Consider the following 24348-nt stretch of genomic DNA (forward strand, 5'->3'; position numbering starts at 1 on the left):
GGCCCGTGTGACCGCACGAGCCCGAGCGGAGCGAGGAACGATGGCCACGGTGAATCAGTCGGTGACCGCGGACCCGTCCGCGTCCGACCACGAGGTGATCCTCGGCGAACTGGTCGAGGCGCTGCGCCGGGTGGGACGCGGCGATCTGCGGGTGCGCCTGCCCCGGCGGGCGGGTCTGCCCGGTGAGGTCGCCGACGCCTTCAACGACGTGGTGTCGTTGCAGGAACGGCAGCACCTGGACCTGCGGCGGATCAGCCGGATCGTCGGCCGCGACGGCCGGCTCACCGAGCGTCTGGACGACGAGGGCCTGGACGGCTCCTGGGCGGAGGGGCAGCGAGCGGTCAACTCGCTCATCGACGACCTGGGCCGGCCGACCACGGAGATCGCCCGGGTCATCGTGGCGGTGGCCGACGGCGACCTCTCCCAGCACATGGCGCTGGAGATAGACGGTCGCCCGCTTCGCGGTGAGTACCTGCGCATCGGCCGGACCGTGAACACGATGGTGGACCAGCTCTCGTCGTTCGCCGACGAGGTGACGCGGGTGGCCCGCGAGGTGGGCACCGAGGGCAAGCTGGGCGGCCAGGCCGACGTGCGCGGGGTCGCCGGCACCTGGAAGGACCTCACCGACTCGGTGAACACCATGGCGTCGAACCTCACCGGGCAGGTGCGGTCGATCTCCCAGGTGGCCACAGCCGTCGCGAAGGGCGACCTGTCGCAGAAGATCACGGTCGGGGCGCGCGGCGAGGTGGCGGAGCTGGCCGACACGATGAACTCGCTCACCGACACGCTGCGGCTGTTCGCCGAGCAGGTGACCCGGGTGGCCCGCGAGGTGGGCACCGAGGGCAAGCTCGGCGGTCAGGCCGAGGTGCCGGGTGTGGCGGGAACGTGGAAGGACCTGACCGACAACGTCAACTCGATGGCGTCGAACCTGACCGCGCAGGTCCGCAACATCGCCCAGGTGTCGACGGCGGTCGCCAAGGGTGACCTGTCGCAGAAGATCACGGTGGCCGCCCAGGGCGAGATCCTGGAGCTGAAGGACACCGTGAACACGATGGTGGACCAGCTGTCGTCGTTCGCCGACGAGGTGACGCGGGTGGCCCGCGAGGTGGGCATCGAGGGCAAGCTGGGCGGCCAGGCGCAGGTGCGGGGCGTCTCCGGCACCTGGCGCGACCTCACCGAGAACGTCAACCAGCTCGCCGGCAACCTGACCAGCCAGGTCCGCAACATCTCCCAGGTCTCCACGGCGGTCGCCAAGGGCGACCTGGGTCAGAAGATCACCGTGGACGCGCAGGGCGAGATCCTGGAGCTGAAGAACACCGTCAACACGATGGTCGACCAGCTCTCGTCGTTCGCCGACGAGGTCACGCGCGTGGCCCGCGAGGTGGGTACCGAGGGCAAGCTGGGTGGTCAGGCCCAGGTCAAGGGCGTCTCCGGTACGTGGCGCGATCTGACCGACAACGTGAACTCGATGGCGTCCAACCTGACCAGTCAGGTGCGGAACATCGCCTCGGTCACCACGGCCGTGGCGAAGGGTGACCTGTCGCAGAAGATCACTGTGGACGCGCGGGGCGAGATCCTGGAGCTGAAGTCCACTGTCAACACTATGGTGGACCAGCTGTCGTCGTTCGCCGACGAGGTGACGCGCGTGGCCCGCGAGGTGGGTACCGAGGGCAAGCTCGGCGGCCAGGCCCAGGTGCGCGGCGTCGCCGGCACCTGGCGCGACCTGACCGACAACGTGAACTCGATGGCGTCGAACCTGACCGCGCAGGTCCGCAACATCGCCCAGGTGTCGACAGCTGTGGCGAAGGGTGACCTGTCGCAGAAGATCACCGTGGACGCCCGGGGCGAGATCCTGGAGCTGAAGTCCACAGTCAACACGATGGTGGACCAGCTGTCGTCGTTCGCCGACGAGGTGACGCGCGTGGCGCGTGAGGTGGGTACCGAGGGCAAGTTGGGTGGTCAGGCCCAGGTCAAGGGCGTCTCGGGTACGTGGCGCGATCTGACCGACAACGTGAACTCGATGGCGTCCAACCTGACCAGCCAGGTGCGGAACATCGCCTCGGTCACCACGGCCGTCGCGAACGGCGACCTGGGTCAGAAGATCACCGTGGACGCGCAGGGCGAGATCCTGGAGCTGAAGAACACCGTCAACACGATGGTCGACCAGCTCTCCTCGTTCGCCGACGAGGTGACGCGCGTGGCGCGTGAGGTGGGTACCGAGGGCAAGCTGGGTGGTCAGGCCCAGGTCAAGGGCGTCTCCGGTACGTGGCGCGATCTGACCGAGAACGTCAACCAGCTCGCCTCGACCCTGACCACGCAGCTGCGCGCGATCGCCCAGGTCTCCACGTCGGTGACCCGCGGCGACCTGACCCAGCGGATCAACGTGAAGGCGCAGGGTGAGGTCGCCGAGCTGAAGGACAACATCAACCAGATGATCGTCACCCTCCGGGAGACGACCAAGAAGAACGCCGAGCAGGGCTGGCTCGACTCGAACCTGGCCCGGATCGGTGGTCTGCTCCAGGGTCAGCGGGACCTGGGCGAGGTCTGCCGGATGATCATGCAGGAGGTGACCCCGCTGGTGGACGCGCAACTCGGCGCGTTCTTCCTGGCGGACAGCTCCGAGGGCAGCATGCGGTTGCGGCTCACCGCCTCCTACGGGTACGTGGCACGCGGCCACGACGTCACGTTCGGCCCGGGTGAGGGGCTGGTCGGGCAGGCCGCCCTGTCGCGCCGGACCATCCGGGTCAAGGCGCAGCCGGACGGGCGGCTCGTCGTCCGGTCCGGGCTGGCCGACACGCCCCCGGCCGACCTGGTGGTGCTGCCGGTCCAGTTCGAGGGCGAGCTGCTCGGCGTGATCGAGTTCGCCGGCGTGGCCACGTTCTCCGAGCTGCACCTGGCGTTCCTGGAGCGGCTGGTGCTCACCATCGGCGTCGCGGTCAACACCATCCAGGCCAACCGGCGTACGGAGGAGCTGCTGGCGCAGTCGCAGCGGCTGGCGCACGAGATGCAGGACCAGTCGGCCGAGTTGCAGCGCACGAACGCCGAGCTGGAGGACAAGGCGAAGCTGCTGTCCGAGCAGAAGGCCAACATCGAGACGCAGAACCGGGAGATCGAGCTGGCCCGCCTCGGCCTGGAGGAGAAGGCGCAGCAGCTCACCCGCGCGTCGGCGTACAAGTCGGAGTTCCTGGCGAACATGAGCCACGAGCTGCGTACGCCGCTGAACTCGCTGCTCCTGCTGGCCCGGCTGCTGGCCGAGAACCCGGAGCGCAACCTCAGCGCGAAGCAGATCGAGTTCGCCCGGACCATCCACGGCGCCGGGTCCGACCTGCTGTCGCTGATCGACGACATCCTCGACCTGTCCAAGATCGAGGCGGGCCGGATGGACGTGGAGCCCACCGAGATCCAGTTCGCCGAGATCCGCGGCTACGTCGAGCAGGCGTTCGCGCCGCAGGCCGAGGAGAAGGGCCTGGACTTCCAGGTGCGGGTCAGCCGCGACCTGCCGCCCGCGCTGGTCACCGACGCCCAGCGGTTGCAGCAGATCCTGCGCAACCTGCTGTCGAACGCGGTGAAGTTCACCGACAACGGCGCGGTGACGCTGCGGATCGGCCCGGCGGCCGACAACGCCGTCTTCGACGTGCCCGCGCTGACGAACGCGCAGCGGGTGATCGCGTTCACCGTGATCGACACCGGCATCGGGATCTCCGACGACAAGCTGTCGCTGATCTTCGAGGCGTTCCAGCAGGCGGACGGCACCACCAGCCGCCGCTACGGCGGCACCGGCCTCGGGCTGTCCATCAGCCGGGACCTGGCCCGCCTGCTCGGCGGCACGATCACCGTCTCGTCCGCGCCCGGTCAGGGTTCGACGTTCACGCTCTTCGTACCCGATGTGCTGGCACCGGACGCGGTGGTGGCGCCGGCGCCGCCGTCGCCGAGCCGCGCGGGCCTGCCGTCGTCGCTGCTCATGCCCATGGAGCTGCCGCAACCGCAGGAGACGCCCGCGACCCGTCGCCTGGACGGCGTGACCGTGCTGATCATCGACGACGACGTGCGGAACGTGTTCGCGCTGACGTCCGCGTTGGAACTGCACGGGATGACCGTGTTGTACTCGGACAACGGGGCGGACGGCGTCCGCCAGCTCGCCGAGCACCCGGAGGTGGACATCGTCCTGATGGACGCCATGATGCCGGACCAGGACGGGTACGAGACGACCGCGCAGATCCGCCGCAACCACCGGTTCGCGGACCTGCCGATCGTGTTCCTGACCGCGAAGGCGATGCCCGGCGACCGGGAGTCGGCGCTCAGTGCCGGCGGCAGCGACTACATCACCAAGCCGGTGGACCTGGACGAGCTGATCGAACTGATGGCGTCCTGGATCGGCCGGAGCCGAGGCGAGGAGAACGCGTGACGCAGACGGCCAAGGCCCTGCTGGTGGACGACCGGCGGGAGAACCTGATGGCGCTGGAGGCGATCCTCCAGGGTCTACCGGTGCAGTCGGTCGCGGTGGAGAGCGGCGAGGCGGCGCTCAAGCAGCTCCTGGTGGACGACTTCGCGGTGATCCTGCTGGACGCCCAGATGCCGGACATGGACGGGTTCGAGACCGCCACCCACATCAAGCGGCGCGAGCGCACCCGGCACGTACCGATCATCTTCCTGACCGCCGCGGACAAGGACGCCCAGCTCGCGCTGCGCGGTTACGCGGCCGGTGCGGTCGACTACCTGACCAAGCCGTTCGACCCGTGGGTGCTGCGGGCGAAGGTGACCGTCTTCGTCGACCTGTGGGTGAAGACGCGGCAGCTCGCCGCCCAGTCGGACCTGGTGCGGGAGCGCGACCTCCAGTGGCGGCACCTGACCGACGCGGTGGACGAGGCCACGGCGCTGCTACGCGCCGACGACGACCCGTCGGCCCGGGAACGCGCGGTGGAGCTGCTGGAGCAGGCGCGCTGGGGCAACACCCGCTGACGGTTCAGCCGCCGGCCGGGCCGCCGTGCCCGGTCGCGGCTCGCCGGGCCCGCCAGCGGTCGCCGAGCGATTCCAGTTCCTCCTGTACGAAGAGGAAGAAGTCGCGCATCTCGGCGACCCGTTCGCCGGCCGGTGTGCTGCGCCCGTGCAGCGCGTCGACCCCGCCGGCGGCGATGTCGATGAAGTTCTTGTAGAGCGTGGTCTTCGTGATCGTCGCCTCGTACCACGGGTTGTCGGGCATCCGGTAGCGGTCGCGCCGGGAGCCCTTGACCGGCTCGCGGACCAGCATGGCGAACTGGGTCAGGTAGCGCACCGCGCCGCTCACGGCCGCCGCGCTGACGCCGAGCCGCTCGGCGATCTCGCCCGCGGTGAGCGGGCCGTCGGCGCTCATCACCGTGAACAGGACCCGGGCGGCCATCCGGGGGAAGCCCACGTCGGCGAAGGCCATCGCCATCCGCTCGACGAACAGGTGGACCTCTTCACCGTCGTGATGGGGCGGCACGTTCATGGTCGGCTCCTCGGCGCTCACCCCGTGACCCTACAGTCTTCACAAGTTTGTGAAACGAGCGTAGCTTCTGAAGCATGGAAACAGCAATCGACGTGTCCGGCCTGGTGAAGACCTTCGGCCGCACCCGGGCCCTCGACGGGCTCGACCTGACCGTCCGCGCCGGGGAGGTGCACGGCTTCCTGGGCCCGAACGGATCCGGCAAGTCGACCACCATCCGGGTGCTGCTCGGCCTGCTGCGGGCGGACGCGGGGGCCGTCCGGCTGCTGGGCGGCGACCCGTGGCGGGACGCGGTGGCGCTGCACCGCCGCCTCGCGTACGTACCAGGCGACGTCACGCTCTGGCCCGGCCTCAGCGGCGGCGAGGTGATCGACCTGCTCGGCCGGCTGCGCGGCGGGCTCGACCCGAAACGCCGCGCCGAGCTGCTGGAGTCGTTCGAGCTGGACCCGCGCAAGAAGGGCCGCACCTACTCCAAGGGCAACCGGCAGAAGGTCGGCCTGGTCGCCGCGCTCGCCTCCGACGTCGAGCTGCTCATCCTCGACGAGCCGACCTCCGGGCTCGACCCGCTGATGGAGGAGGTCTTCCAGCACTGGGTCCGCCGGGCCCGGCAGGACGGGCGCACCGTGCTGCTCTCCAGCCACATCCTGGCCGAGGTGGAGGCGCTCTGCGACCGGGTGACGATCATCCGGGCCGGCCGGACGGTCGAGTCCGGCACGCTCGGCGAACTGCGCCACCTGCACCGCACCGCGATCGACGCCGAGGTCGCCGCCCCGCTGGACGGCCTGGCCGACCTGCCGGGCGTGCACGACCTGCGGGTGGACGGGCAGCGGGTCCGCTTCGACGTGGACACCGCGTCGCTCGACGCCGCGCTGCGCCGGCTCACCGAGCTGGGCGTCCGCAGCCTGGTCAGCACGCCGCCCACGCTGGAGGAACTGTTCCTGCGGCACTACGAGACGGCGTCCTCCGAGTCGGCGCCCTCCGACGCGGCGCCCTCCTCCGACGCGGCGCCCTCCTCCGACGCGGCGCCCTCCTCCGACGCGGCGCGCCAAGAAGCGGCGGACCGGTCGTGAGCGCGCTCACCGGCACGCGCCACCTGGTCCGGCTGCTCCTGCGCCGGGACCGTCTCCTGCTGCCGCTGTGGGTGCTGGTCCTCGCGGTGCTGCCGATGACGTACGCGGCCAGCTTCTTCGAGCTGTTCCCGACCGCCGCCGAGCGGGCCGCGTACCTGGAGGGCACCGCCCGCAACCCGTCGATCGTCGCGCTGCTGGGCCCGGCGTACGGCGACAGCGTCGGCGGGCTGACCGCCCAGCGCAGCGGCTTCCTGCTGCTCATCGTCGCGCTGGCGAGCCTGCTCACGGTCATCCGGCACACCCGAACCGAGGAGGAGGCAGGGCGGCGGGAACTGCTCGGCGGCAGCGTCCTCGGGCGGCACGCCGGGCTGACCGCCGCGCTGCTCGTCACGTACGCGGCCGACCTGGTGCTCGGCCTGCTCACCGCCGCCGGGCTCGTCTCGACCGGGCTGCCGGTCGGCGGCTCGCTCGCGTACGGCCTGGTCACCGTGCTGACCGGCGTGGTCTTCGCGACGCTCGGCGGGCTGGCCGCCCAGCTCACCGAGACCGCGGGCGGGGCGCGGGGCATCGGCCTCGCCGGTCTCGGCGCCGCGTTCGGGCTGCGGCTGGCCGGGGACACCGCCGGTAACGACTGGCCGAGCTGGCTGTCCCCGCTGGGCTGGGGCGCCCGCGTCCGGCCGTACGAGGGGGAGCGGTGGTGGGTGCTGCTGCTGCCGCTGGCCGCCACGGTGCTGCTCGCCGTGCTCGCGTACCCGATCTCGATCCGCCGCGACCTGGGCGCGGGCGTGCTGCCGCCCCGGCTCGGCCCGGCCGGCGCGGGTGGTGCCCTGTCCGGTCCGTTCGGGCTGGCCTGGCGGCTGCACCGGGGACAGATCCTCTGGTGGTCGGTCGGGTTCGGCCTGCTCGGGCTGATCCTCGGCGGCGCGGCCGAGGCGGCCGGCCGGTCGGTCGAGGGGAGTCCGCGGATGGAGGAGATCGTGGCCCGGCTCGGCGGGGCGTCCGGGATGGCCGACGCGTACCTGGGGGTCACGCTGAGCCTGGCCGGGCTGGCCGCCGCCGGGTACGGCATCCAGGCCGCGCTGCGGATGCGCGCGGAGGAGTCCGCCGGGCACGCCGAGCCGGTGCTCGCCACCGGTACGCGGCGCTCGACCTGGCTGCTCTCGCACGTGGCGTTCGCGCTGCTCGGCCCGGTCGTGGTGCTCGCGGTGACCGGGCTGGCCACCGGCGTGACGTACGGGCTGAGCACCGGTGACGTGCCCCGCCAGCTGGGCCGGATGCTCGCCGCCGGCCTGGCCCAGGTGCCGGCCGCGTGGGTGCTGGCCGGGCTCGCCGTGCTGCTCTACGGGCTGCTGCCCCGGCTCGCGTCGGCCGCCTGGGTGGTGCTGGCGGTCTGTGTGCTGCTCGGGCAGCTCGGCGCGGTGCTGGAGCTGGACCAGTGGCTGCTGGACGTGTCCCCGTTCACGCACACCCCGCAGGTGCTGCGCGACGCCTGGACCCCCACCCCGCTGTACGTGCTGACGGCGTTGGCGGTGACCCTGGCCACAGCGGGCCTGCTGACGTTCCGCCGCCGCGACATCCCCGTCCTCTAGCCACGTTGATCTTGCACTTGTGGCCCCGGCGAAAGGGGCGAATCCCCCGACGCAGGGGCCGCAAGTGCAAGATCGCGGGGGAAGGGAGGGCGGGGCTACGGGGTGGCTTCGTTGCGGATCATCAGGGCGCTGCGGAGGCCGGTGATGTCCAGGACGCGGATCAGGAAGTCGCCGACGTTGGTGAGGATCAGCAGGCACTGGGTGTGACTGGCCTTGCGGCTGAGCACCACGAGCGTGCCGAGGCCCTGCGAGTCGCAGAACGTGACCCCGCCCAGGTCGAGCACGATGCGCGGGGGCGGATCCGCCAGCACCTCGTTGACCACCGTCGAGAGCTGGGCGGCCGTGAGCATGTCGATCTCACCGGCCAGGCGAAGCACTGCTTCGTCACCCGTCCGGTGTACGGTGATGGACAGTTCGGCACGATCCACCCGGTCAGCCTATCGCGATCTCGACCGACGGGCCTGTCGAGCGGATCGCCGTCGGCCCGCCGCGCCGCTCAGGCGGGTGAGCCTGGTAACCCCCGTCGCGGGGTGGCTGCCGGGCAGCACTCCGGCGCTGACACAATGGCCCCATCGTGACCGAGACGCATTCCGCCGGATCCGGCCGCTACCCGGCCGACGCCCCGGCCTCCGTGGCCCTGTTCGACCGCGCCAAGGCCGTCGTGCCCGGCGGGGTCAACTCCCCCGTGCGCGCATTCCGTGCCGTCGGCGGCACCCCGCGCTTCATGGTCCGGGGGGAGGGTCCGTGGCTCTTCGACGCCGACGGTCGTCGCTACGTCGACCTGGTCTGCTCCTGGGGTCCGCTGATCCTCGGCCACGCGCACCCGGCCGTGGTGGAGGCGCTGCGCGAGGCGGCGGCGCTCGGCACCAGCTTCGGCACCCCGACGCCGGGTGAGGTGGACCTGGCCGAGGAGATCATCGCGCGGACGCCGGTGGAGCAGATCCGCCTGGTCAACTCCGGCACCGAGGCGACGATGTCGGCGATCCGGCTGGCCCGCGGCTTCACCGGCCGCTCCAAGATCATCAAGTTCTCGGGCTGCTACCACGGCCACTCCGACGCGCTGCTCGCCGCCGCCGGCTCCGGCGTGGCCACGTTCGGCCTGCCCGACTCGCCCGGCGTGACCGGCGCGGCGGCCGGCGACACCATCGTGCTGCCGTACAACGACCTGCGCGCGGTCGAGGAGGCGTTCGCCGCCGAGGGGCAGCACATCGCCGCGATCATCACCGAGGCCGCCGCCGGCAACATGGGCGTGATCGCTCCCCGCGACGGTTTCAACGCCGCGCTGGCCCGGATCGCGCACGCCAACGGCGCGCTTCTCATCGTCGACGAGGTGATGACCGGGTTCCGGGTGTCCCGCGCCGGATGGCACGGCCTCGACCCGTCGGACGCGGACCTGTGGACGTACGGGAAGGTCATGGGTGGCGGCCTGCCCGCCGCGGCGTTCGGCGGGCGCGCGGAGATCATGGCGAAGCTCGCCCCGGCCGGCCCGGTCTACCAGGCGGGCACGCTGTCCGGTAACCCGCTGGCCTGCGCGGCCGGGCTGGCCACGCTGCGGTTGGCCGACGACGCGCTCTACCGGCGGCTCGACGAGACCGCCGCCGCGCTGGGCAAGCTGACCACCGAGGCGCTGTCCGGGGCCGGCGTGCCGCACCGCCTCTCCACCGCGGGCAACATGTTCTCGGTCTTCTTCACCGACGCGGACGTGCACGACTACGACAGCGCCCGCACCCAGGTGGTGCCGGCGTTCAAGGCGTTCTTCCACGCGATGCTCGCCGGCGGCGTCTACCTGCCGCCGAGCGCGTTCGAGTCGTGGTTCGTCTCGACCGCGATCGACGACGCCGCGTGGGAGCAGATCGCCGCCGCCCTCCCGGTGGCGGCGCGGGCGGCGGCAGCGGCAGGACACGGGGGGTAGCAGTGAGCGCGAGGAGTGAGCCGGGTTTGCGAGCCCCGCAGTCGCGAACGAAGGGGGCCTAGCAATGGCGGAGACGGTGGTCCACGTGCTGCGGCACGGTGAGGTGCACAACCCGGACGGCATCCTCTACGGCCGCCTGCCCGGGTTCCGCCTCTCCGAGCTGGGCGTGCAGATGGCCAAGGCGGCGGCGCAGGCGCTCGCCGACCGGACCGTGGTGCACGTCGTGGCCAGCCCGCTGGAGCGCGCCCAGCAGACCGCCGAGCCGATCGCGGCGCAGTTCGGCCTGTCCGTCGGCGTCGACGAGCGGCTGATCGAGAGCGCGAACTGGTTCGAGGGCAAGAAGGTCTCGCCCGGTGACGGCTCGTTCCGTGACCCGCGCAACTGGTGGGTGCTGCGCGACCCGGTGACCCCGTCCTGGGGTGAGGCGTACCAGGCCATCGCCGAGCGCATGTTCGCGGCGCTGCACGCCGCCCGGGTCGCCGCCGAGGGGCGGGAGGCGGTGCTCGTGTCGCACCAGCTCCCGATCTGGACGCTGCGCCGGCACGTCGAGCGCAAGCGCCTCTGGCACGACCCGCGCCGCCGTCAGTGCGGTCTGGCCAGCCTGACCTCGTTCCACTTCGACGGCGCCAAGATCGTCGGCATCGGGTACTCCGAGCCGGCGGCCCACCTCGTGTCGATCTCGCCGACCGCCCGGACGGCCAAGGGGGCCTGATGCTCACCCGGAGGCTCGCCGCCGCCCTGCTCGCCGCCGTCACCGCCGGTACGGCGCTGGTCGGCTGCTCCTCCGGCAGCCAGGAGAGCCGGTGCGCGGCCGACGGCTCGACCGTCACCTGCGCCCCCGACCAGCGCTCCAAGACGCCGAAGGTGAGCGGTGAACTGCTCACCGGCGGCAGCTACGACATCTCCCGCGACCGCGGGCAGGTCGTCGTGGTCAACTTCTGGGGCTCCTGGTGCGCGCCCTGCCGCGCCGAGGCGGACGACCTGGAGGCCACCTACCAGGCCACCAAGGGCTCCGGCGTGACGTTCCTCGGCATCAACGTGCAGGACAGCAAGGACAAGGCGATCGCCTTCGAGGAGGGCCGGGTCACGTACCCGAGCATCTTCGACCCGGCCAGCCGGCAGGCGCTCAACTTCGACATCCCGCCGAACACCACCCCGGCCACCGTCGTGCTCGACCGAGAGGGCCGGATCGCCGTGGTGATCCGCCGGGCCGTCACCCGCGACGAGCTGCGGCCGATCGTCGAGGAGATCGCCGCCGAGGCGCCACCGCCGAACGGCGCCCGCTGATGGGCGAGACGTTCCGCCAGCTCGCCGAGTCCGGCCCGCTGCTGCTCGCGGTCGGCGCGGCAGCGCTGGCCGGACTGGTCAGCTTCCTGTCCCCGTGCGTGCTCCCGCTGATGCCCGGCTACCTGTCGTACGTGACCGGCCTGGCCGGCACCGACCTGGAGGGTGTAAGGAAGGGCCCCCTGTTAACGCCTCCGGTAGAGGAAGGGCCCCCTATTAACACCGCCGGCGCCGGCGGCGGCGCGAGCGCGGGCAGCACCGGCGGCGGCGTGAGCGTCGCCGAGCGGACGGTGCCGGAGCGGACCACCGCGGCCGTCAAGGGCCGGGTGCTCGCCGGCACGCTGCTGTTCATCGCCGGTTTCACCGTCGTGTTCGTCGCCACCGCGATCCTCTTCTCCGGCGTCGGCAAGCTCTTCTTCCGGTACGAGCGCACGCTGGAGATCGTCATCGGCGCGCTGGTGGTGCTGCTCGGCCTCGGCTACCTCGGTGTGATCCCCGGCATGCAGCGGGAGTTCCGCATCCGCTGGCTGCCCGCCGCCGGGCTGCTCGGCGCGCCGGTGCTCGGCGCGGTCTTCGCGCTCAGCTGGCTGCCCTGCACCGGCCCGACGCTCGGCGCGGTGCTCGGCATGGCGGCCACCGAGGGCGGGACCGACCGGGCCGTGCTGCTCGCCGTGGCGTACTGCCTCGGGCTGGGGATACCGTTCGTCGTCTTCGGGCTGGGCTTCCAGCGCCTGCTCGGAGTGTTCCGCGCCGTCCGGCGCAACAGCCGCTGGGTCACCCGGATCGGCGGTGCGCTGCTGATCGCGATCGGCCTGGCGCTGATCACCGGCGGCTGGGTGAACGTGGTGATCTGGCTGCAGACGAACGTGGGCGTGGGCGAGGTGAGCATCTGATGACGACCGTGGACGACCGGCCGTCGACCCCGCCCGCGCAGGCGCCGCGGCGGCGGGTCAACCCGGTGCTGGCCCTGCTGCGCAACTCGTGGCGGCAGCTCACCAGCATGCGTACGGCGCTGATCCTGCTGTTCCTGCTCGCCGTCGCGGCCATCCCCGGCTCGGTGCTGCCCCAGCGTGGCGTCAACCCGGAGCGCGTCGACCAGTGGTTCGTCGACCACCCCGACCTTGCGCCCCGGCTGAACCAGATCGGCGCGTTCGAGGTCTTCGGCTCGGTCTGGTTCTCCGCGATCTACCTGCTGCTGTTCACCTCGCTGATCGGCTGCATCCTGCCCCGGGCCCGGGACCACGTCCGCGCGCTGCTGATGAAGCCGCCGGCCGCGCCCAAGCGGTTCGAGCGGCTGCCGCAGCACGCCGTGCTGGAGGCGCCGGCCGCCGCCGACCCCGAGGCGATCGCGGCGGTGCTGCGCCGCCGCCGCTGGCGGGTCACCGTGCGCGGCAACGAGGTCTCCGGCGAGAAGGGCTACCTCAAGGAGACCGGCAACCTGCTGTTCCACGTATCGCTGGTCGCCGTCCTGCTCGGGGTCGCGCTCGGTTCCTGGTACGGATGGCACGGCAACCGCATCCTGGTCGCCGGCGCGGACAACGCGTTCTGCAACACCCGTCAGCAGTACGCCGAGGCGTCGCTCGGTCCGCGCGTGGACAGCTCCGACCTGCCCCCGTTCTGCCTGACGCTGGAGAGGTTCGAGGCCGACTACCTGCCGTCCGGGCAGGCGTCCCGCTACTGGGCGACGGTCGGCGTGGACGAGCCCGGCGGCGCGGAGCGGACCGCCGGCTTCTCGGTCAACTCGCCGCTTCGGCTCGGCTCGGCGAACGTCTACCTACTGGGCAACGGCTACGCACCGGTGCTGAAGTACACCGACAGGTACGGCCGGAGTCAGACCAGCCAGACCCCGTTCCTGCGTACCGGCGACTCGAACGCGACCGAGGAGGGCGTGGCGATCTTCCCGGACGCCAACGTCGATCCGAAGACCGGCGCGCGTGCCCCGGACCAGCAGATCGCCTTCGACGGGTTCTACCTGCCCACCGTGCCGGCCGAGGGCCCTCCCGTCCGCTCCGCCTGGCCCGAGGAACGAGATCCGGCGGTGAACCTGATCGCGTACCGGGGCAACCTCGGGCTGGACGCGGGCATCCCGGGCTCGGTCTACGAGCTGGACAAGCGGCAGCTCGACGACGGCAAGCTCAAGGAGATCGGCACCAAGATCCTGCGGCCGGGCGAGAAGTGGACCCTGGACGACGGCAGCACGCTGGAGTTCGTCGGCACCGAGCCGTACATCACGATCTCGGTGCGGCACGCACCCGGGCAGACGCTGCTGCTGGTGGCCAGTGGCACGCTGCTGCTGGGCCTGATGGGCTCGCTGTTCGCCCGGCGGCGCCGGGTCTGGTTCCGGGTTTCGCCCCCCGAGGGTGGATCTCCGACGGGCGGTAGTAGTTTGGTGGAGGCCGGTGGGCTGCCGCGCACCGAGCACCCGGGGTTCGCCGACGAGTTCGCGCAGCTCGTCGCCGCGGTGAGCGGCGACGCGCCGGACGCGCGGCGGGCGCGAGAAGGAGACGAGTGATGGCCGCACTCTCCGACCAGCTGGTCACGTTCGCGATCCTGGCGTACCTGATCGCGATGATCAGCCACGCCGTGGAGTTCGCGCTGGGCAACGCGCGGAAGGTGCCCGCGGCCGCACCGGCGCGGGAACTGGTCGGCGCGGGCGTCGGCGGCGCCGGCGGCGTGATCGACGAGCCGGTCGTCCCGGCCACGCCGCAGCGCCCGGACCGCACCGCCGCGCGGGCCGTGCTGGCCGGCCGGATCGCCGCCTGGGTCACCGTGCTCGCCGGTGCGCTGCACCTGGGCGCCGTGGTCACCCGGGGCCTGGCCGCCGACCGGATGCCCTGGGGCAACATGTACGAGTTCGTGCTGACCGGCACCTGGATCGGGGTGGCGGCCTGGCTCGTGGTGCTCTGGAAGCAGCCGGGGCTGCGCCGGCTCGGGCTGTTCCTGACGCTGGTCATGGTGCTGCTGCTGGCGTTCGCCGAGCTGAAGCTCTACGTGCAGGTCGAGCCGCTGATGCCGGCACTCCAGTCGTGGTGGTTCGTCATCCACGTCTCGACCATCATCTTCGCCTCGGGCATCTTCCTGCTGGGCGTGGTGCCCGCCGCCGCGTACCTGATGCGGAACGGCTGGGAGCAGGGCCGGCGCAGCTTCCCGTACACCCTGGCCCGCCGCCTCCCGGCGGCGGCCGGGCTGGAGCGGCTGACCTTCACGCTGCACGCCTTCTCGTTCCCGATCTTCACGTTCGCGGTGATCGCGGGCGCGATCTGGGCCGAGGCGGCCTGGGGCCGCGCCTGGGGCTGGGACCCGAAGGAGACCTGGGCGTTCATCTCCTGGGTGGTGTACGCGGGCTACCTGCACGCCCGGGCCACGCCGAGCGTGAAGCGCAACGTGGCCACCTGGATCGCCATCGTGGGCTTCCTGACCGTGATGATGAACCTGTTCGGGGTGAACTTCTTCTTCACCGGTCTGCACTCGTACGCCGGGGTGGAGTGACCGGGCGCGCGCTCAGCACCTCGTCCACCCGGCGCGTGACCTGGTAGGCCACCTCGGGCAGATCGGCCAGTTCGAGGCGGTCCGCCCGCAGCGCGAACTGGGCGTGCAGCTCGCGAGCGACCGCGTCGCGGATCTCGGCCTGGAGCGGGCTAAGGCCGTCGGGGTCACCCACCACGTACGCGTCGTCCATCAGTCGATGATGAACCGCCGTCGGCGAAGCTGTCAGTGACGAAGTCATCCGCCGAACCAGCCGGGGACGTCGAGGCGGAACACGTCGGCGGGAACCATCCGGCGCAGGTCGTCCTCGATGGCGGCGACCCGGTCAGCGCCGAGCGTGGCCGCCCACCGGTCGCGCAACTCGTCGAAGACGACTGCCGAGCGGTGCAGACCGTCGTGGCCCTTCGCGGTCATCCGGACGAGCTTGCGGCGGGCGTCGGCGGGGTCGTCCACGCGTTCCAGGTAGCCGAGTGCGACCAGCCGGTCCACCGTCTTCCCTGCGGCCTGCTTGGAGACGCCGAGGCGTTGCCCGAGGTCGGAGGCGGTCGTGCCGGCCGGTCCGACGGCCTGGAGGACGAAGCCGTGGGCCGGGCGCAGCTCGGGGTGCCCCTGACGGGCCAGTTCGGCGTGCAGGTCGTCGACGAGCGTACGGAAGCCGGCGAGCAGGAGCAGCGGCAGCGCGAAGCCGGGGCGGTCAGGCGTTGCCATGTTCGACAACCACGTTTACTATTTCGTCAACCACGTTGACCATCTTACGAGAGGGGCCCCGTCATGTCCCGCTTCACCGCGTACGAGCCGGACACCGCGCCCGCCGCCGCCCGCCCGGTCATGGCCGGCGTACGCCGCACGCTGGGCCACCTGCCCGCCGCCGTCGGCCTGATGGCCGGCTCGCCCGAACTGCTCAAGGGCTTCCTCGCCGCCAACGCCGCGTTCGAGGCCACCGACCTGGACCCGGTCGCCCGGGAGGTGGTCGTGCTGACGGTCGCCACCCGCAACGGCTGCCACCTCTGCGTCGCCATGCACACCGCGACGCTGGTCCGGCACGGTGCCGCGCCCGAGCTGATCGAGGCGCTGCGGACCGGCGCGACGCTGCCCGACCCCCGGCTGGAGGCGCTGCGCCGGTTCACCGTCGCCGTCCTCGACCACCGGGGCGCGGTCCCCGACGCCGACCTGGACGCGCTCCTGGCCGCCGGATGGCAGCCCCGGCACGCGCTGGACGTGGTGCTCGGCGTCGGCACGTACACGATCTCCACGTTCGCCAACCGGCTCACCGAGGCCCCGCTCGACCCGCCGCTGATGGCGTATGCCTGGCAGCCCGCCGCCTGAGCTGCGGATGTTAAGAAGGGGCCCCTCCTCTACCGGAGGCGTTAAAAGGGGGCCCGTCCTTACCTCCGCAGGAGGGTACGGGAGGATGGTGGTATGGCGGCTCGCTTCCCGTACACCGATCTGAAGGACTTCCTCGCGGCGCTGGAGCGTGCGGGCGAGCTGCGGCGGGTGAGCGCGCCGGTCGACCCCACGCTGGAGATCAGCGAGATCGTCACCCGCACCGTCCGGGCCGGTGGACCGGCGCTGCTGTTCGAACGGCCCACCCGGGGTGAGATGCCGGTGGCGATCAACCTGTTCGGCACCGAGAAGCGGATGGCGATGGCACTCGGGGTGGAGCACCTCGACGAGATCGGCGAGCGGATCGGCGACATGCTCAAGCCGGAGCTGCCGCAGGGCTTCTCCGGGATGATGGGCGGCCTGGGCAAGGTCATGCAGCTCAAGTCGATGCCGCCGAAGAAGGTCAAGACCGCACCCTGCCAGCAGGTGGTCTACCGGGGCGACGACGTCGATCTGAACCGGCTGCCCGGGTTGCAGGTGTGGCCCGGTGACGGCGGAATCTTCCACAACTTCGGGCTGACCCACACCAAGCACCCGGAGACCGGTAAGCGCAACCTCGGGCTCTACCGGCTCCAGCAGCACTCGCACAACACCATCGGCATGCACTGGCAGATCCACAAGAACTCGACAGCGCACCACGCGGTCGCCGAGCGGCTCGGCCAGCGGCTGCCGGTGGCGATCGCGATCGGCGCGGACCCGGTGGTGGCGTACTCGGCCAGCGCGCCGCTTCCCGCCGACATCGACGAATACCTGTTCGCCGGGTTCCTCGCCGGTGAGCGGGTCGAGATGGTGGACTGCCTGACCGTCCCGTTGCAGGTGCCGGCGCACGCGCAGATCGTGCTGGAGGGCTACATCGAGCCGGGCGAGCGCCTGCCCGAAGGGCCGTTCGGCGACCACACCGGCTTCTACACGCCGGTCGAGCCGTTCCCGGTGATGCACATCGAGTGCATGACCATGCAGCGCGACCCGGTCTACCACTCGATCGTCACGTCCCAGCCGCCGCAGGAGGACCACGGCCTCGGCAAGGCCACCGAGCGGATCTTCGCGCCGCTGCTGCGGTTCCTGATCCCGGACATCGTCGACTACGACCTGCCCGCCGCCGGGGTCTTCCACAACTGCGCGATCGTGTCGATCCGCAAGCGCTACCCCAAGCATGCGCAGAAGGTCATGAACGCGATCTGGGGCGCGCACATGATGTCGCTGACCAAGCTGATCGTGATCGTCGACGAGGACTGCGACGTGCACGACTACAACGAGGTCGCGTTCCGCGCCTTCGGCAACGTCGACTACGCCCGCGACCTGATGGTCACCGAGGGGCCGGTGGACCACCTCGACCACGCCTCGTACCAGCAGTTCTGGGGTGGCAAGGCGGGCATCGACGCGACCCGCAAGCTGCCCGAGGAGGGCTACAGCCGGGGCTGGCCGGAGGAGATGCGGATGTCGCCCGAGGTGGTCTCGCTGGTCGACAAGCGCTGGAAGGAATACGGGATCCGATGACGGCGGCAGTACAGGAACGGCCCGGCCGGGTCTCGTCCTTCCTCAAGCTCGTCGCCATCGAGCACTCGGTCTTCGCGCTGCCGTTCGCGTACCTGTCGGCGCTGACCGCGATGCAGCTCGACGGCGGCCGGGTGCGCTGGGGAGACCTGCTGCTGATCACCGTGGCGATGGTCGGCGCGCGGACGTTCGCCATGGCCGCGAACCGGATCCTCGACCGGCGGATCGACGCGCGGAACCCGCGTACCGCGAACCGGGAACTGGTCACCGGCGCGGTGAGCGTGCGGACGGCCTGGACCGGCGCGGCCGTCGCGCTCGTGGTGTTCCTGGCCGCAGCCGCCCTGCTCAACCCGCTCTGCCTGGTGCTCGCGCCGCTCGCCGTGGTGCCGCTCGTGGTCTACCCGTACGGCAAGCGGTTCACGAACTGGCCGCACGCCATCCTCGCGGTGGCCCAGGCGGTCGGCCCGGTCGGCGCGTGGCTGGCGGTCACCGGCACGCTCGACGGCTCCGGCCCGGCCTGGCTGCTCGGTGCCGCGGTCGGCCTGTGGATCGGCGGCTTCGACCTGATCTACGCCTGCCAGGACTCGGAGATCGACCGGGAGATCGGCGTGCACAGCGTCCCCGCCCGGTACGGCCGCCGCTTCGCGCTGCACGCCTCCACTGTCGCGCACGTGGTGACGTTCGCGCTGTTCATCTGGTTCGGCGCCTGGGTCGGCTTCGGCTGGCTGTGGTGGATCGGGCTGGCGCTCACCGCTGTCGCCTTCGCCTACCAGCACATGGTGGTCAGCCCCACCGACCTGAGCAAGGTCAACCGGGCGTTCTTCACCGCCAACGGCTTCGTCGGCATCGCGTTGTTCGTCCTCGCGCTGCTCGACCTGGTGATCCGGCTCGGCCTGCGGCCGTAGCGGCAGCGCCGGGCCGCACCCCGGTCAGGACGCCGCGCCGACCGGGTAGCGGGCGCTCTCCAGCGTCCAGTCGACGGTGCCGCGCACGGCGGCGGCCAACCCGTCGAGGTGGACGGCGACGGCGTCGTCGAGCGTCGGGCCGAACGACGGCGCGGCCGCCCGGAGCGCCGCGAACCGGTCCATCTCGGTACGCCAGTGCCCGGCCACCAGGTCGACCGCCGCCGGCAGCGGCACACCCCGCTCGGCGGCCGTCGCGAGCACCAGGTTGTGCCCGCCGCCGGTGGCCCGGTCGCGCTCCAGCGAGGCGATGTCGTTGAACCAGGACAGCAGGTCGTTGGCCAGGGCGGCGAGCCGCCGCAGCGCCGGATGGTGGTAGACCGCGTCGGGCAGCGCACGCCCGGACGCGAACTCGATCAGCGGGTACGACACGTACGCCGCCGACGTCGCCCGGCGCCGCCGCACGTACTCGGCGACGCCCGGTGGGCGCCCGGCCGTCGTGGCAGTGGCCTCCCGGTGGACCCCGTCGAGGTGGTCGGCGACCGCGTCGGCGAACCGCAGCCGCCACCGGGCCGGCATCCGGCGGCGGGGCTCGCGCCACGCCTGCACCAGCAGCCGGCGCAGCGGGCCGGAGAAGCCCGGGTGGCGGGCGCGCGGACCCTCACGCAGCAGGGCGAGCGCGCCGTCGCGCAGCGCGCGGATCTGTGCCGGAGTCAGCCCGTCCCGCCCGTCGCAGGCGTCGTCGACGAGGAAGAACCAGGTGAACAACGCGGTCAGCACGCGCAGGTCGGGCTCGGTGGCGTCCGGATAGAGGCGTCCGGCGTACCGGGCGAAGCCGGCCCGCGCCAGCCGTCGCCGGGCTGCCGGGTCAGCCGGCAGGCCGAGCCGGTCGACCTGCTCCACGAGCCAGCCCTGCACGTCGTCGGCGTACGGGGAGAGGCGGGGCGGGATGGGGCAGCCGGAGCGCAGCGCCCGCAGCACCGCCGCCGTCATCACCGGCCCTTCCGTGGACGTCGATCGCCGAGCAGAGAATTTCACGTCGCGGGAAGTCCCGTGAACCCCCCGGACATCCCGGGCGGGCCGACCGAACGGGGGTCGCCGCCCGGCGTCCGCGACGACCAGGCACGCTTGAGGGCATGCGCGAACCATGGGTGGTGGGTGTCTCCGGCGCGTCCGGGACGCCGTACGCGGCAGCTGTCGTCCGGGGCCTGCTCGATGCCGGAGAGGCGGTGGACCTGATCGTCTCCCGGGCGGCCCGGCTGACAGTGCTGGACGAGACCGGCCGGTCCTTCCGGGACGCGCACTGGACCGAGGACCTGGCCGCCTGGCTCGACCGCGACCTCACCGGCGCGGACCTGCGGCACTGGCCCGCCGGTGACCTGGCCGCGGGCCCGAGCAGCGGCTCCTACCCGGTACGCGGCATGGCGGTGGTGCCCGCCAGCACCGCCGCGTGCGCCGGCATCGCCATCGGGCTCTCCAAGGATCTGCTCCAGCGCGCCGCCGAGGTGAACCTCAAGGAGCGCCGCCCGGTCGTCGTGGTGCCCCGGGAGACGCCGGTGACCCGCAGCCATCTGGAACACCTCATCGCGCTGCACGACGCGGGCGCGGTGGTGCTGCCGGCCAGTCCGGGCTTCTACGGTGCCGGTGCGGCGGCGTCCGCCGGGCAGCTCGTGGACTTCGTGGCCGGGAAGGTGCTCGACGCGCTCGGCGTCGAGCACACGCTGTTCCGGCGGTGGTCCGGCGAGCTGGCCGCCGGTCGCCGGGAGACGGATCCGGACTGACGGACCCGGTTGCCGGCATACGGGGCGCGGCCCTCGGCCGGACCGCGCCCCGTACGTTCAGTACATGCCGGCGTTCGCCGGTCCGGGGCCGGTGGAAGCGGTCGGGCCCATGTTGCGGGCCTTGCCCATGTCCTCCGCCTCGTCCAGCATGCCCTCCCCCTCGAGCAGGGCCCGCACCTCGGATTCCCGAAACCGGCGGTGCCCTCCTGGAGTCCGGATACTGCCGATCCGGCCGGCCGCTGCCCATCTGGTCACGGTCTTCGGGTCCACCCGAAACAGCGCAGCGACCTCACCCGGTGTCAGCAGGCGATCTCCAGTGTCCACAGCCCCCTCCTCGCGTCGACGAAGCCCCCGGCTGAACACACTGCCCCCGGCCGGTGCGAGCCCAGAGCCGTCATGAGGGACGTATGGCAATTACAGCACCGGCTACCGGACGTGTCCGCCAAACGCGAAAAACGCACACACTGGGAAGGATAGGAAATGGTACCGGCGGAGAACCCCCGTGATCGTACGTTTGTGAAGGGTTGATCCACGGGTACCGACCGCGTTCCGTGGGCGCCGAACGGATAGGGTCACTCTCCGTGGACACGATCGACCTGAGCCTCGTGGAGCTGTTGCGGGGCAACGCCCGTCTGTCGTACGCCGAGCTGGCCCGTCAGGTCGGCCTCTCCGCCCCGGCCGTACACGAGCGGGTCGGCAAGCTGGAGTCCAGCGGCGTGATCCGGGCGTACCGGGCCGAGGTCGAGCCGGAGTCGATCGGGCTCGGCGTGACAGCGCTCATCGGGATCATCGAGGACTCCGACGCGGACACCGACGACGTGCTGGAGTCGTTCCGCCGCATCCCCGAGATCGAGTCCTGCTACTTCATGGCCGGTGTCGAGTCCTTCCTGCTCAAGGCGCGGGTCGGCACGATCGCCGAGCTGGAGCAGTTGATCGTCCGGCTGAACCGGACGGCCGGTGTGGCGTCCACCCGCACCAGCATCGCCCTGTCGACCAAGTGGGAGAACCGCCCGCAGCCGCTGGAACCACCCACCACCTGACGCCTCTGGCCCCGGGCCGGGGGTTGCGGTTACCGTGCGCCGATGACGAGCGCGGGACGCGGTGCCGCAGTGGTGACCGGAGCGGCCGGCGGGCTGGGGCGGGCGATCGCCGCCGCGCTGCACGCCGACGGCTGGAACGTATTGCTCACCGACACCGACGCGGGGGCCGTGTCGGCTGCCGCCGCGCCGCTGGGTGGCTGGTCCCGCCCGCTCGACGTACGCGACGAATCCGCCTGCGCGGAGGTCGCCGCCGAGGCGGCGGCCGCGCCCGGCGGCCTCGGGCTCTGGGTGAACAACGCGGGCGTCCTGGTCACCGGCCCGTCCTGGGCGCACGACGCCCGGACCCGCCGCACGCTGGTCGAGGTGAACGCGCTCGGCGCGATGAACGGCACGCTCGCCGCCGTCGCGGTGATGCGCGAGCAGGGCCGCGGCCACGTGCTCAACGTCGTCTCGCTGGCCGGGCTGATCGCCGCGCCGGGCGAGACGGTGTACGCGGCCAGCAAGCACGCCCTGCTCGCGTTCAGCCTCGGCATCCTGAGCGACCTGCGGATGGCCGGCGTCCGGGGCGTACACGTGTCGTGTCTGTGCCCGGACGGCATCTGGACGCCGATGCTGCACGACAAGCTGGACGACCCGGGAGCGCTGGCGTCGTTCACCGGCTCGCTGCTCACGCCGGAGCGGGTGGCCGCGCGGGCCGCCCGGCTGGCCCTCCGGCCCCGGCCGGTGGTCAGCCTGCCGCGCTGGCGCGGCGCCCAGGTGCGGCTCCTGGACGCCTTCCCCCGGCTCGCCCTGGCCCTCACGCCGGTGATCCGGGCCGCCGGACGGGCCGGTCAGCGGCGGCAGGCCCGCCGGGTCCGGGAGAACCCGAGCCCACCTCGCTTGTAACGTTGCCGACGTGACTCATCTCGACCGGTGCGACGAGGCCAGCCGGCGCTGGGTGACCGAGGCGATCGCCGCTGTCGAGGCGGACGCCAACCGCTCCGCCGACACCCACCTGCTGCCCTTCCCGCTGCCCCGCGAGTGGGGGATCGACCTCTATCTCAAGGACGAGTCGGTGCACCCCACCGGCTCGCTGAAGCACCGGCTGGCCCGCTCGCTGTTCCTCTACGGCCTCTGCAACGGCTGGATCGGCCCGGGCACCACGGTCGTCGAGGCGTCGTCCGGCTCGACGGCGGTCTCCGAGGCGTACTTCGCCCGGATGCTCGGCCTGCCGTTCATCGCGGTCATGCCCGCCTCGACGTCGCCGGAGAAGATCGCCCAGATCGAGTTCCAGGGCGGGCGCTGCCACCTGGTGGAGGATCCGTCCAAGGTCGTGGTGGAGGCGCGCTGGCTCGCCGAGGACAGCGGCGGCCGGTTCATGGACCAGTTCACCTACGCCGAGCGGGCCACCGACTGGCGGGGCAACAACAACATCGCCGAGTCGATCTACGCCCAGCTGGCGCTGGAACGGCATCCGGTGCCCGCCTGGGTCGTGGTCGGTGCCGGCACCGGCGGCACCAGCGCCACCATCGGCCGGTACGCCCGCTACCGGCGGCTACCCACCAAGCTCTGCGTGGTGGACCCGGAGAACTCCGCGTTCTACCCCGCCTGGCAGGCCGGTGACTGGTCGGTGCGCACCGGCCGCGGCTCCCGGATCGAGGGCATCGGTCGGCCCACCGTCGAGGCGTCCTTCCTGCCCAGCGTGGTGGACCGGATGGTGCAGGTGCCGGACGCCGCCTCGCTCGCCGCGATGCGGGCCGGATCGGCGGTGCTCGGCCGCCGGGTGGGTGGCTCCACCGGCACCAACCTGTGGGGCGCGTTCGGGCTGATCGCGCAGATGCGCGCGGCCGGGCGTACCGGCTCGGTGGTCACGCTGATCTGCGACCCGGGCGACCGGTACGTCGACACCTACTACTCGGACGAGTGGGTGGCCGCGCAGGGCCTCGACCTCGCCCCGCACCTCGCCACCATCGACCGGTTCCTGACCGACGGCGCCTGGCCGGCGGCGTGAGCCGGGTGGTCAGAGCGGGGCGGCCCGCTCGGCCAGCCCCGGGTAGCGCACCACGAAACCGTCCGGGTCGACCTCCAGATCCGCGGTGAACGTGCCGCTCGCGAACCGGACCCGGCCCGGACCGAGCGAGGTGTAGACCTGCTCGGCGGGCACCACGGCCAGGCCGGGCAGCAGCACCCAGGCCACAGTCACGGCTGTGGCCAGGTCGGCGGGCAGCCGCCCCAGCCCGATCCGGCGGATCGGCAGCGTGTTCGTCAACGGGGAACCGCCCAGGTCGACGTCGAGCGCCTCGGCCAGCCGACCCGGGTCGTCGGTGCCCGGCAGGCCCGCCGGTGGGTGGCCCGCCGCGCTCAGCGCCGCGTCCAGGTCACCCTCCTCGCCGGTACGCACGCGCCACCCGTCCCGGCCCCGCTCCAGGCGTACGCTCCGCGACCAGCCCGCGCCCTCGGACTCGACCTCCAGCCGGTTCGTCGACCAGTCCGGCCCGACGCTCAGGCGGTACCGGCACGTGTACGGGATCGGATCGACGGCGAGCGCCACACCCTGCGCGGTGAGCCCGGGCCCGTCGAGCACGACGTGCTCGGAGCCGGCGGTGTCGGTCCGGGCCCAGAAGAGCGACTTCGGCATGGACCGGACGTTACGCGACCCGGCGGTCATCGGCAGCGTATGCGCGAACGCCGAGCGGGTCCGGGCTTGTTGCCCGCCTACCCCTGCTCGTCGCCCTCGGTGGGGCGGGGCGGCCGGTTGTGGCGAGCCCACGCGTCGACCTCGTCCGCGTCCCAGACGTTCATGCCGACCAGACGGGCGAGCGGCTCGGGGAACCCGGGGCGGCGGGTGATCTGCAGAACCCGCTGACGCGATACGCCGAACAGGGCAGCCAGCTCGCCGGGCCCGTAGAGGCGTGGTCGTCTCACCCGCCGAAAGGAGGCACGAGACGTACTGGTCATGCTCCG

Annotated in this window: 25 protein-coding genes; 17 read left to right on the top strand and 8 right to left on the bottom strand. The window is 72.1% G+C overall.

The features are described from left to right. Window positions 1–40 precede the first annotated feature (40 nt). The gene (locus tag KSK32_RS13890) at window positions 41–4405 is read left to right on the top strand and encodes a HAMP domain-containing protein (RefSeq protein ID WP_216931600.1); all 4365 of its coding nucleotides are present in this window, start codon (window positions 41–43) and stop codon (window positions 4403–4405) included. Continuing rightward, window positions 4402–4959, top strand: coding sequence for a two-component system response regulator (locus tag KSK32_RS13895; protein WP_216931601.1), 558 nt, complete (start codon window positions 4402–4404; stop codon window positions 4957–4959). Before KSK32_RS13890 ends, KSK32_RS13895 begins: the two co-directional genes overlap by 4 nt. A 4-nt stretch (window positions 4960–4963) precedes the next feature. Here the strand turns inward: KSK32_RS13895 and KSK32_RS13900 are convergent, their stop codons facing one another. Continuing rightward, window positions 4964–5488, bottom strand: coding sequence for a GbsR/MarR family transcriptional regulator (locus KSK32_RS13900; RefSeq protein ID WP_289256585.1), 525 nt, complete (start codon window positions 5486–5488; stop codon window positions 4964–4966). A 53-nt stretch (window positions 5489–5541) separates the two neighbouring features. Here KSK32_RS13900 and KSK32_RS13905 point away from each other — a divergent pair, with 53 nt between their 5' ends. After that, a complete protein-coding gene (locus KSK32_RS13905) occupies window positions 5542–6534 on the top strand; it encodes an ABC transporter ATP-binding protein (RefSeq protein WP_216931602.1) in 993 nt (330 codons plus the stop codon). Further along, complete coding sequence (locus KSK32_RS13910; RefSeq protein WP_216931603.1) at window positions 6531–8123, top strand: ABC transporter permease; 1593 nt, start codon at window positions 6531–6533, stop codon at window positions 8121–8123. Before KSK32_RS13905 ends, KSK32_RS13910 begins: the two co-directional genes overlap by 4 nt. A gap of 95 nt (window positions 8124–8218) precedes the next feature. On the opposite strand, the gene KSK32_RS13915 is transcribed toward KSK32_RS13910, so the two are convergent. Beyond that, window positions 8219–8551 (bottom strand): STAS domain-containing protein, encoded by a 333-nt coding sequence (locus KSK32_RS13915; protein ID WP_216931604.1) that lies wholly within the window; start codon window positions 8549–8551, stop codon window positions 8219–8221. A 146-nt stretch (window positions 8552–8697) separates the two neighbouring features. Here KSK32_RS13915 and hemL point away from each other — a divergent pair, with 146 nt between their 5' ends. The 6 genes from hemL to ccsB all read left to right on the top strand — a co-directional run bounded on the left by hemL (window position 8698) and on the right by ccsB (window position 14808). Continuing rightward, window positions 8698–10035: a glutamate-1-semialdehyde 2,1-aminomutase gene (hemL, locus tag KSK32_RS13920; protein WP_216931605.1), complete on the top strand. Its 1338-nt coding sequence runs from the start codon at window positions 8698–8700 to the stop codon at window positions 10033–10035. A gap of 64 nt (window positions 10036–10099) precedes the next feature. Further along, window positions 10100–10747: a histidine phosphatase family protein gene (locus KSK32_RS13925; protein ID WP_216931606.1), complete on the top strand. Its 648-nt coding sequence runs from the start codon at window positions 10100–10102 to the stop codon at window positions 10745–10747. Further along, window positions 10747–11322 carry a TlpA disulfide reductase family protein gene (locus KSK32_RS13930; protein WP_216931607.1) on the top strand — a complete coding sequence of 192 codons (576 nt, stop codon included), beginning with the start codon at window positions 10747–10749 and terminating at the stop codon, window positions 11320–11322. Before KSK32_RS13925 ends, KSK32_RS13930 begins: the two co-directional genes overlap by 1 nt. Then, window positions 11322–12212, top strand: a complete 891-nt coding sequence (locus tag KSK32_RS13935) for a cytochrome c biogenesis CcdA family protein (protein WP_216931608.1) — start codon at window positions 11322–11324, stop codon at window positions 12210–12212. Before KSK32_RS13930 ends, KSK32_RS13935 begins: the two co-directional genes overlap by 1 nt. After that, window positions 12212–13831, top strand: a complete 1620-nt coding sequence (locus tag KSK32_RS13940; protein ID WP_216931609.1) for a cytochrome c biogenesis protein ResB — start codon at window positions 12212–12214, stop codon at window positions 13829–13831. Before KSK32_RS13935 ends, KSK32_RS13940 begins: the two co-directional genes overlap by 1 nt. Continuing rightward, entirely contained in the window at window positions 13831–14808 is a 978-nt protein-coding gene (gene ccsB / locus KSK32_RS13945; RefSeq protein WP_216931610.1) for a c-type cytochrome biogenesis protein CcsB, read from the top strand. The genes KSK32_RS13940 and ccsB overlap by 1 nt, the downstream gene beginning before the upstream one ends. On the opposite strand, the gene KSK32_RS13950 is transcribed toward ccsB, so the two are convergent. Together KSK32_RS13950 and KSK32_RS13955 are read right to left on the bottom strand one after the other, a co-directional pair. Continuing rightward, window positions 14774–14998: a hypothetical protein gene (locus KSK32_RS13950; protein WP_216931611.1), complete on the bottom strand. Its 225-nt coding sequence runs from the start codon at window positions 14996–14998 to the stop codon at window positions 14774–14776. The two genes, ccsB and KSK32_RS13950, sit on opposite strands and share 35 nt — an antisense overlap. 44 nt (window positions 14999–15042) lie before the next feature. Continuing rightward, window positions 15043–15513, bottom strand: a complete 471-nt coding sequence (locus KSK32_RS13955; protein WP_216931612.1) for a MarR family winged helix-turn-helix transcriptional regulator — start codon at window positions 15511–15513, stop codon at window positions 15043–15045. A 63-nt stretch (window positions 15514–15576) separates the two neighbouring features. On the opposite strand from KSK32_RS13955, the gene KSK32_RS13960 reads away from it, so the two are divergent. The 3 genes from KSK32_RS13960 (at window position 15577) to mqnP (ending at window position 18587) form a co-directional block, all read left to right on the top strand. After that, complete coding sequence (locus tag KSK32_RS13960) at window positions 15577–16131, top strand: carboxymuconolactone decarboxylase family protein (RefSeq protein ID WP_216931613.1); 555 nt, start codon at window positions 15577–15579, stop codon at window positions 16129–16131. 93 nt (window positions 16132–16224) lie between these two features. Next, on the top strand, window positions 16225–17685 hold the full coding sequence (locus KSK32_RS13965; protein WP_194802076.1) for a menaquinone biosynthesis decarboxylase: 1461 nt from the start codon (window positions 16225–16227) through the stop codon (window positions 17683–17685). After that, the gene (mqnP, locus tag KSK32_RS13970; RefSeq protein WP_374226747.1) at window positions 17661–18587 is read left to right on the top strand and encodes a menaquinone biosynthesis prenyltransferase MqnP; all 927 of its coding nucleotides are present in this window, start codon (window positions 17661–17663) and stop codon (window positions 18585–18587) included. The genes KSK32_RS13965 and mqnP overlap by 25 nt, the downstream gene beginning before the upstream one ends. Before the next feature lie 24 nt (window positions 18588–18611). On the opposite strand, the gene KSK32_RS13975 is transcribed toward mqnP, so the two are convergent. Then, the gene (locus tag KSK32_RS13975; RefSeq protein WP_216936074.1) at window positions 18612–19577 is read right to left on the bottom strand and encodes a terpene synthase family protein; all 966 of its coding nucleotides are present in this window, start codon (window positions 19575–19577) and stop codon (window positions 18612–18614) included. A gap of 143 nt (window positions 19578–19720) precedes the next feature. Between KSK32_RS13975 and KSK32_RS13980 the strand changes: the two genes are divergently transcribed. Then, the gene (locus KSK32_RS13980; protein ID WP_216931615.1) at window positions 19721–20365 is read left to right on the top strand and encodes a UbiX family flavin prenyltransferase; all 645 of its coding nucleotides are present in this window, start codon (window positions 19721–19723) and stop codon (window positions 20363–20365) included. Window positions 20366–20422: 57 nt separating this feature from the next. Here the strand turns inward: KSK32_RS13980 and KSK32_RS13985 are convergent, their stop codons facing one another. Continuing rightward, the gene (locus KSK32_RS13985) at window positions 20423–20689 is read right to left on the bottom strand and encodes a BldC family transcriptional regulator (protein ID WP_013473529.1); all 267 of its coding nucleotides are present in this window, start codon (window positions 20687–20689) and stop codon (window positions 20423–20425) included. Between the two features lie 257 nt (window positions 20690–20946). Between KSK32_RS13985 and KSK32_RS13990 the strand changes: the two genes are divergently transcribed. Genes KSK32_RS13990 through KSK32_RS14000 form a run of 3 tightly spaced genes read left to right on the top strand, consistent with a single transcriptional unit; the run spans window position 20947 to window position 23395 of the window. Beyond that, window positions 20947–21405, top strand: a complete 459-nt coding sequence (locus tag KSK32_RS13990; RefSeq protein ID WP_216931616.1) for an Lrp/AsnC family transcriptional regulator — start codon at window positions 20947–20949, stop codon at window positions 21403–21405. Between the two features lie 42 nt (window positions 21406–21447). After that, the gene (locus KSK32_RS13995; RefSeq protein ID WP_216931617.1) at window positions 21448–22290 is read left to right on the top strand and encodes an SDR family oxidoreductase; all 843 of its coding nucleotides are present in this window, start codon (window positions 21448–21450) and stop codon (window positions 22288–22290) included. A gap of 10 nt (window positions 22291–22300) precedes the next feature. Beyond that, window positions 22301–23395, top strand: coding sequence for a PLP-dependent cysteine synthase family protein (locus KSK32_RS14000; protein ID WP_216931618.1), 1095 nt, complete (start codon window positions 22301–22303; stop codon window positions 23393–23395). A 9-nt stretch (window positions 23396–23404) separates the two neighbouring features. Here KSK32_RS14000 and KSK32_RS14005 read toward each other — a convergent pair whose 3' ends face one another. Both KSK32_RS14005 and KSK32_RS14010 read right to left on the bottom strand, forming a co-directional pair. Further along, on the bottom strand, window positions 23405–24022 hold the full coding sequence (locus tag KSK32_RS14005) for a putative glycolipid-binding domain-containing protein (protein ID WP_216931619.1): 618 nt from the start codon (window positions 24020–24022) through the stop codon (window positions 23405–23407). A 77-nt stretch (window positions 24023–24099) separates the two neighbouring features. Then, window positions 24100–24309 carry a DNA-binding protein gene (locus tag KSK32_RS14010; RefSeq protein WP_308163668.1) on the bottom strand — a complete coding sequence of 70 codons (210 nt, stop codon included), beginning with the start codon at window positions 24307–24309 and terminating at the stop codon, window positions 24100–24102. Window positions 24310–24348: the final 39 nt, after the last annotated feature.

Origin of the sequence: Micromonospora sp. WMMB482, assembly GCF_019038635.1 — a bacterium.
GTDB classification, from domain to species: domain Bacteria; phylum Actinomycetota; class Actinomycetes; order Mycobacteriales; family Micromonosporaceae; genus Micromonospora; species Micromonospora marina.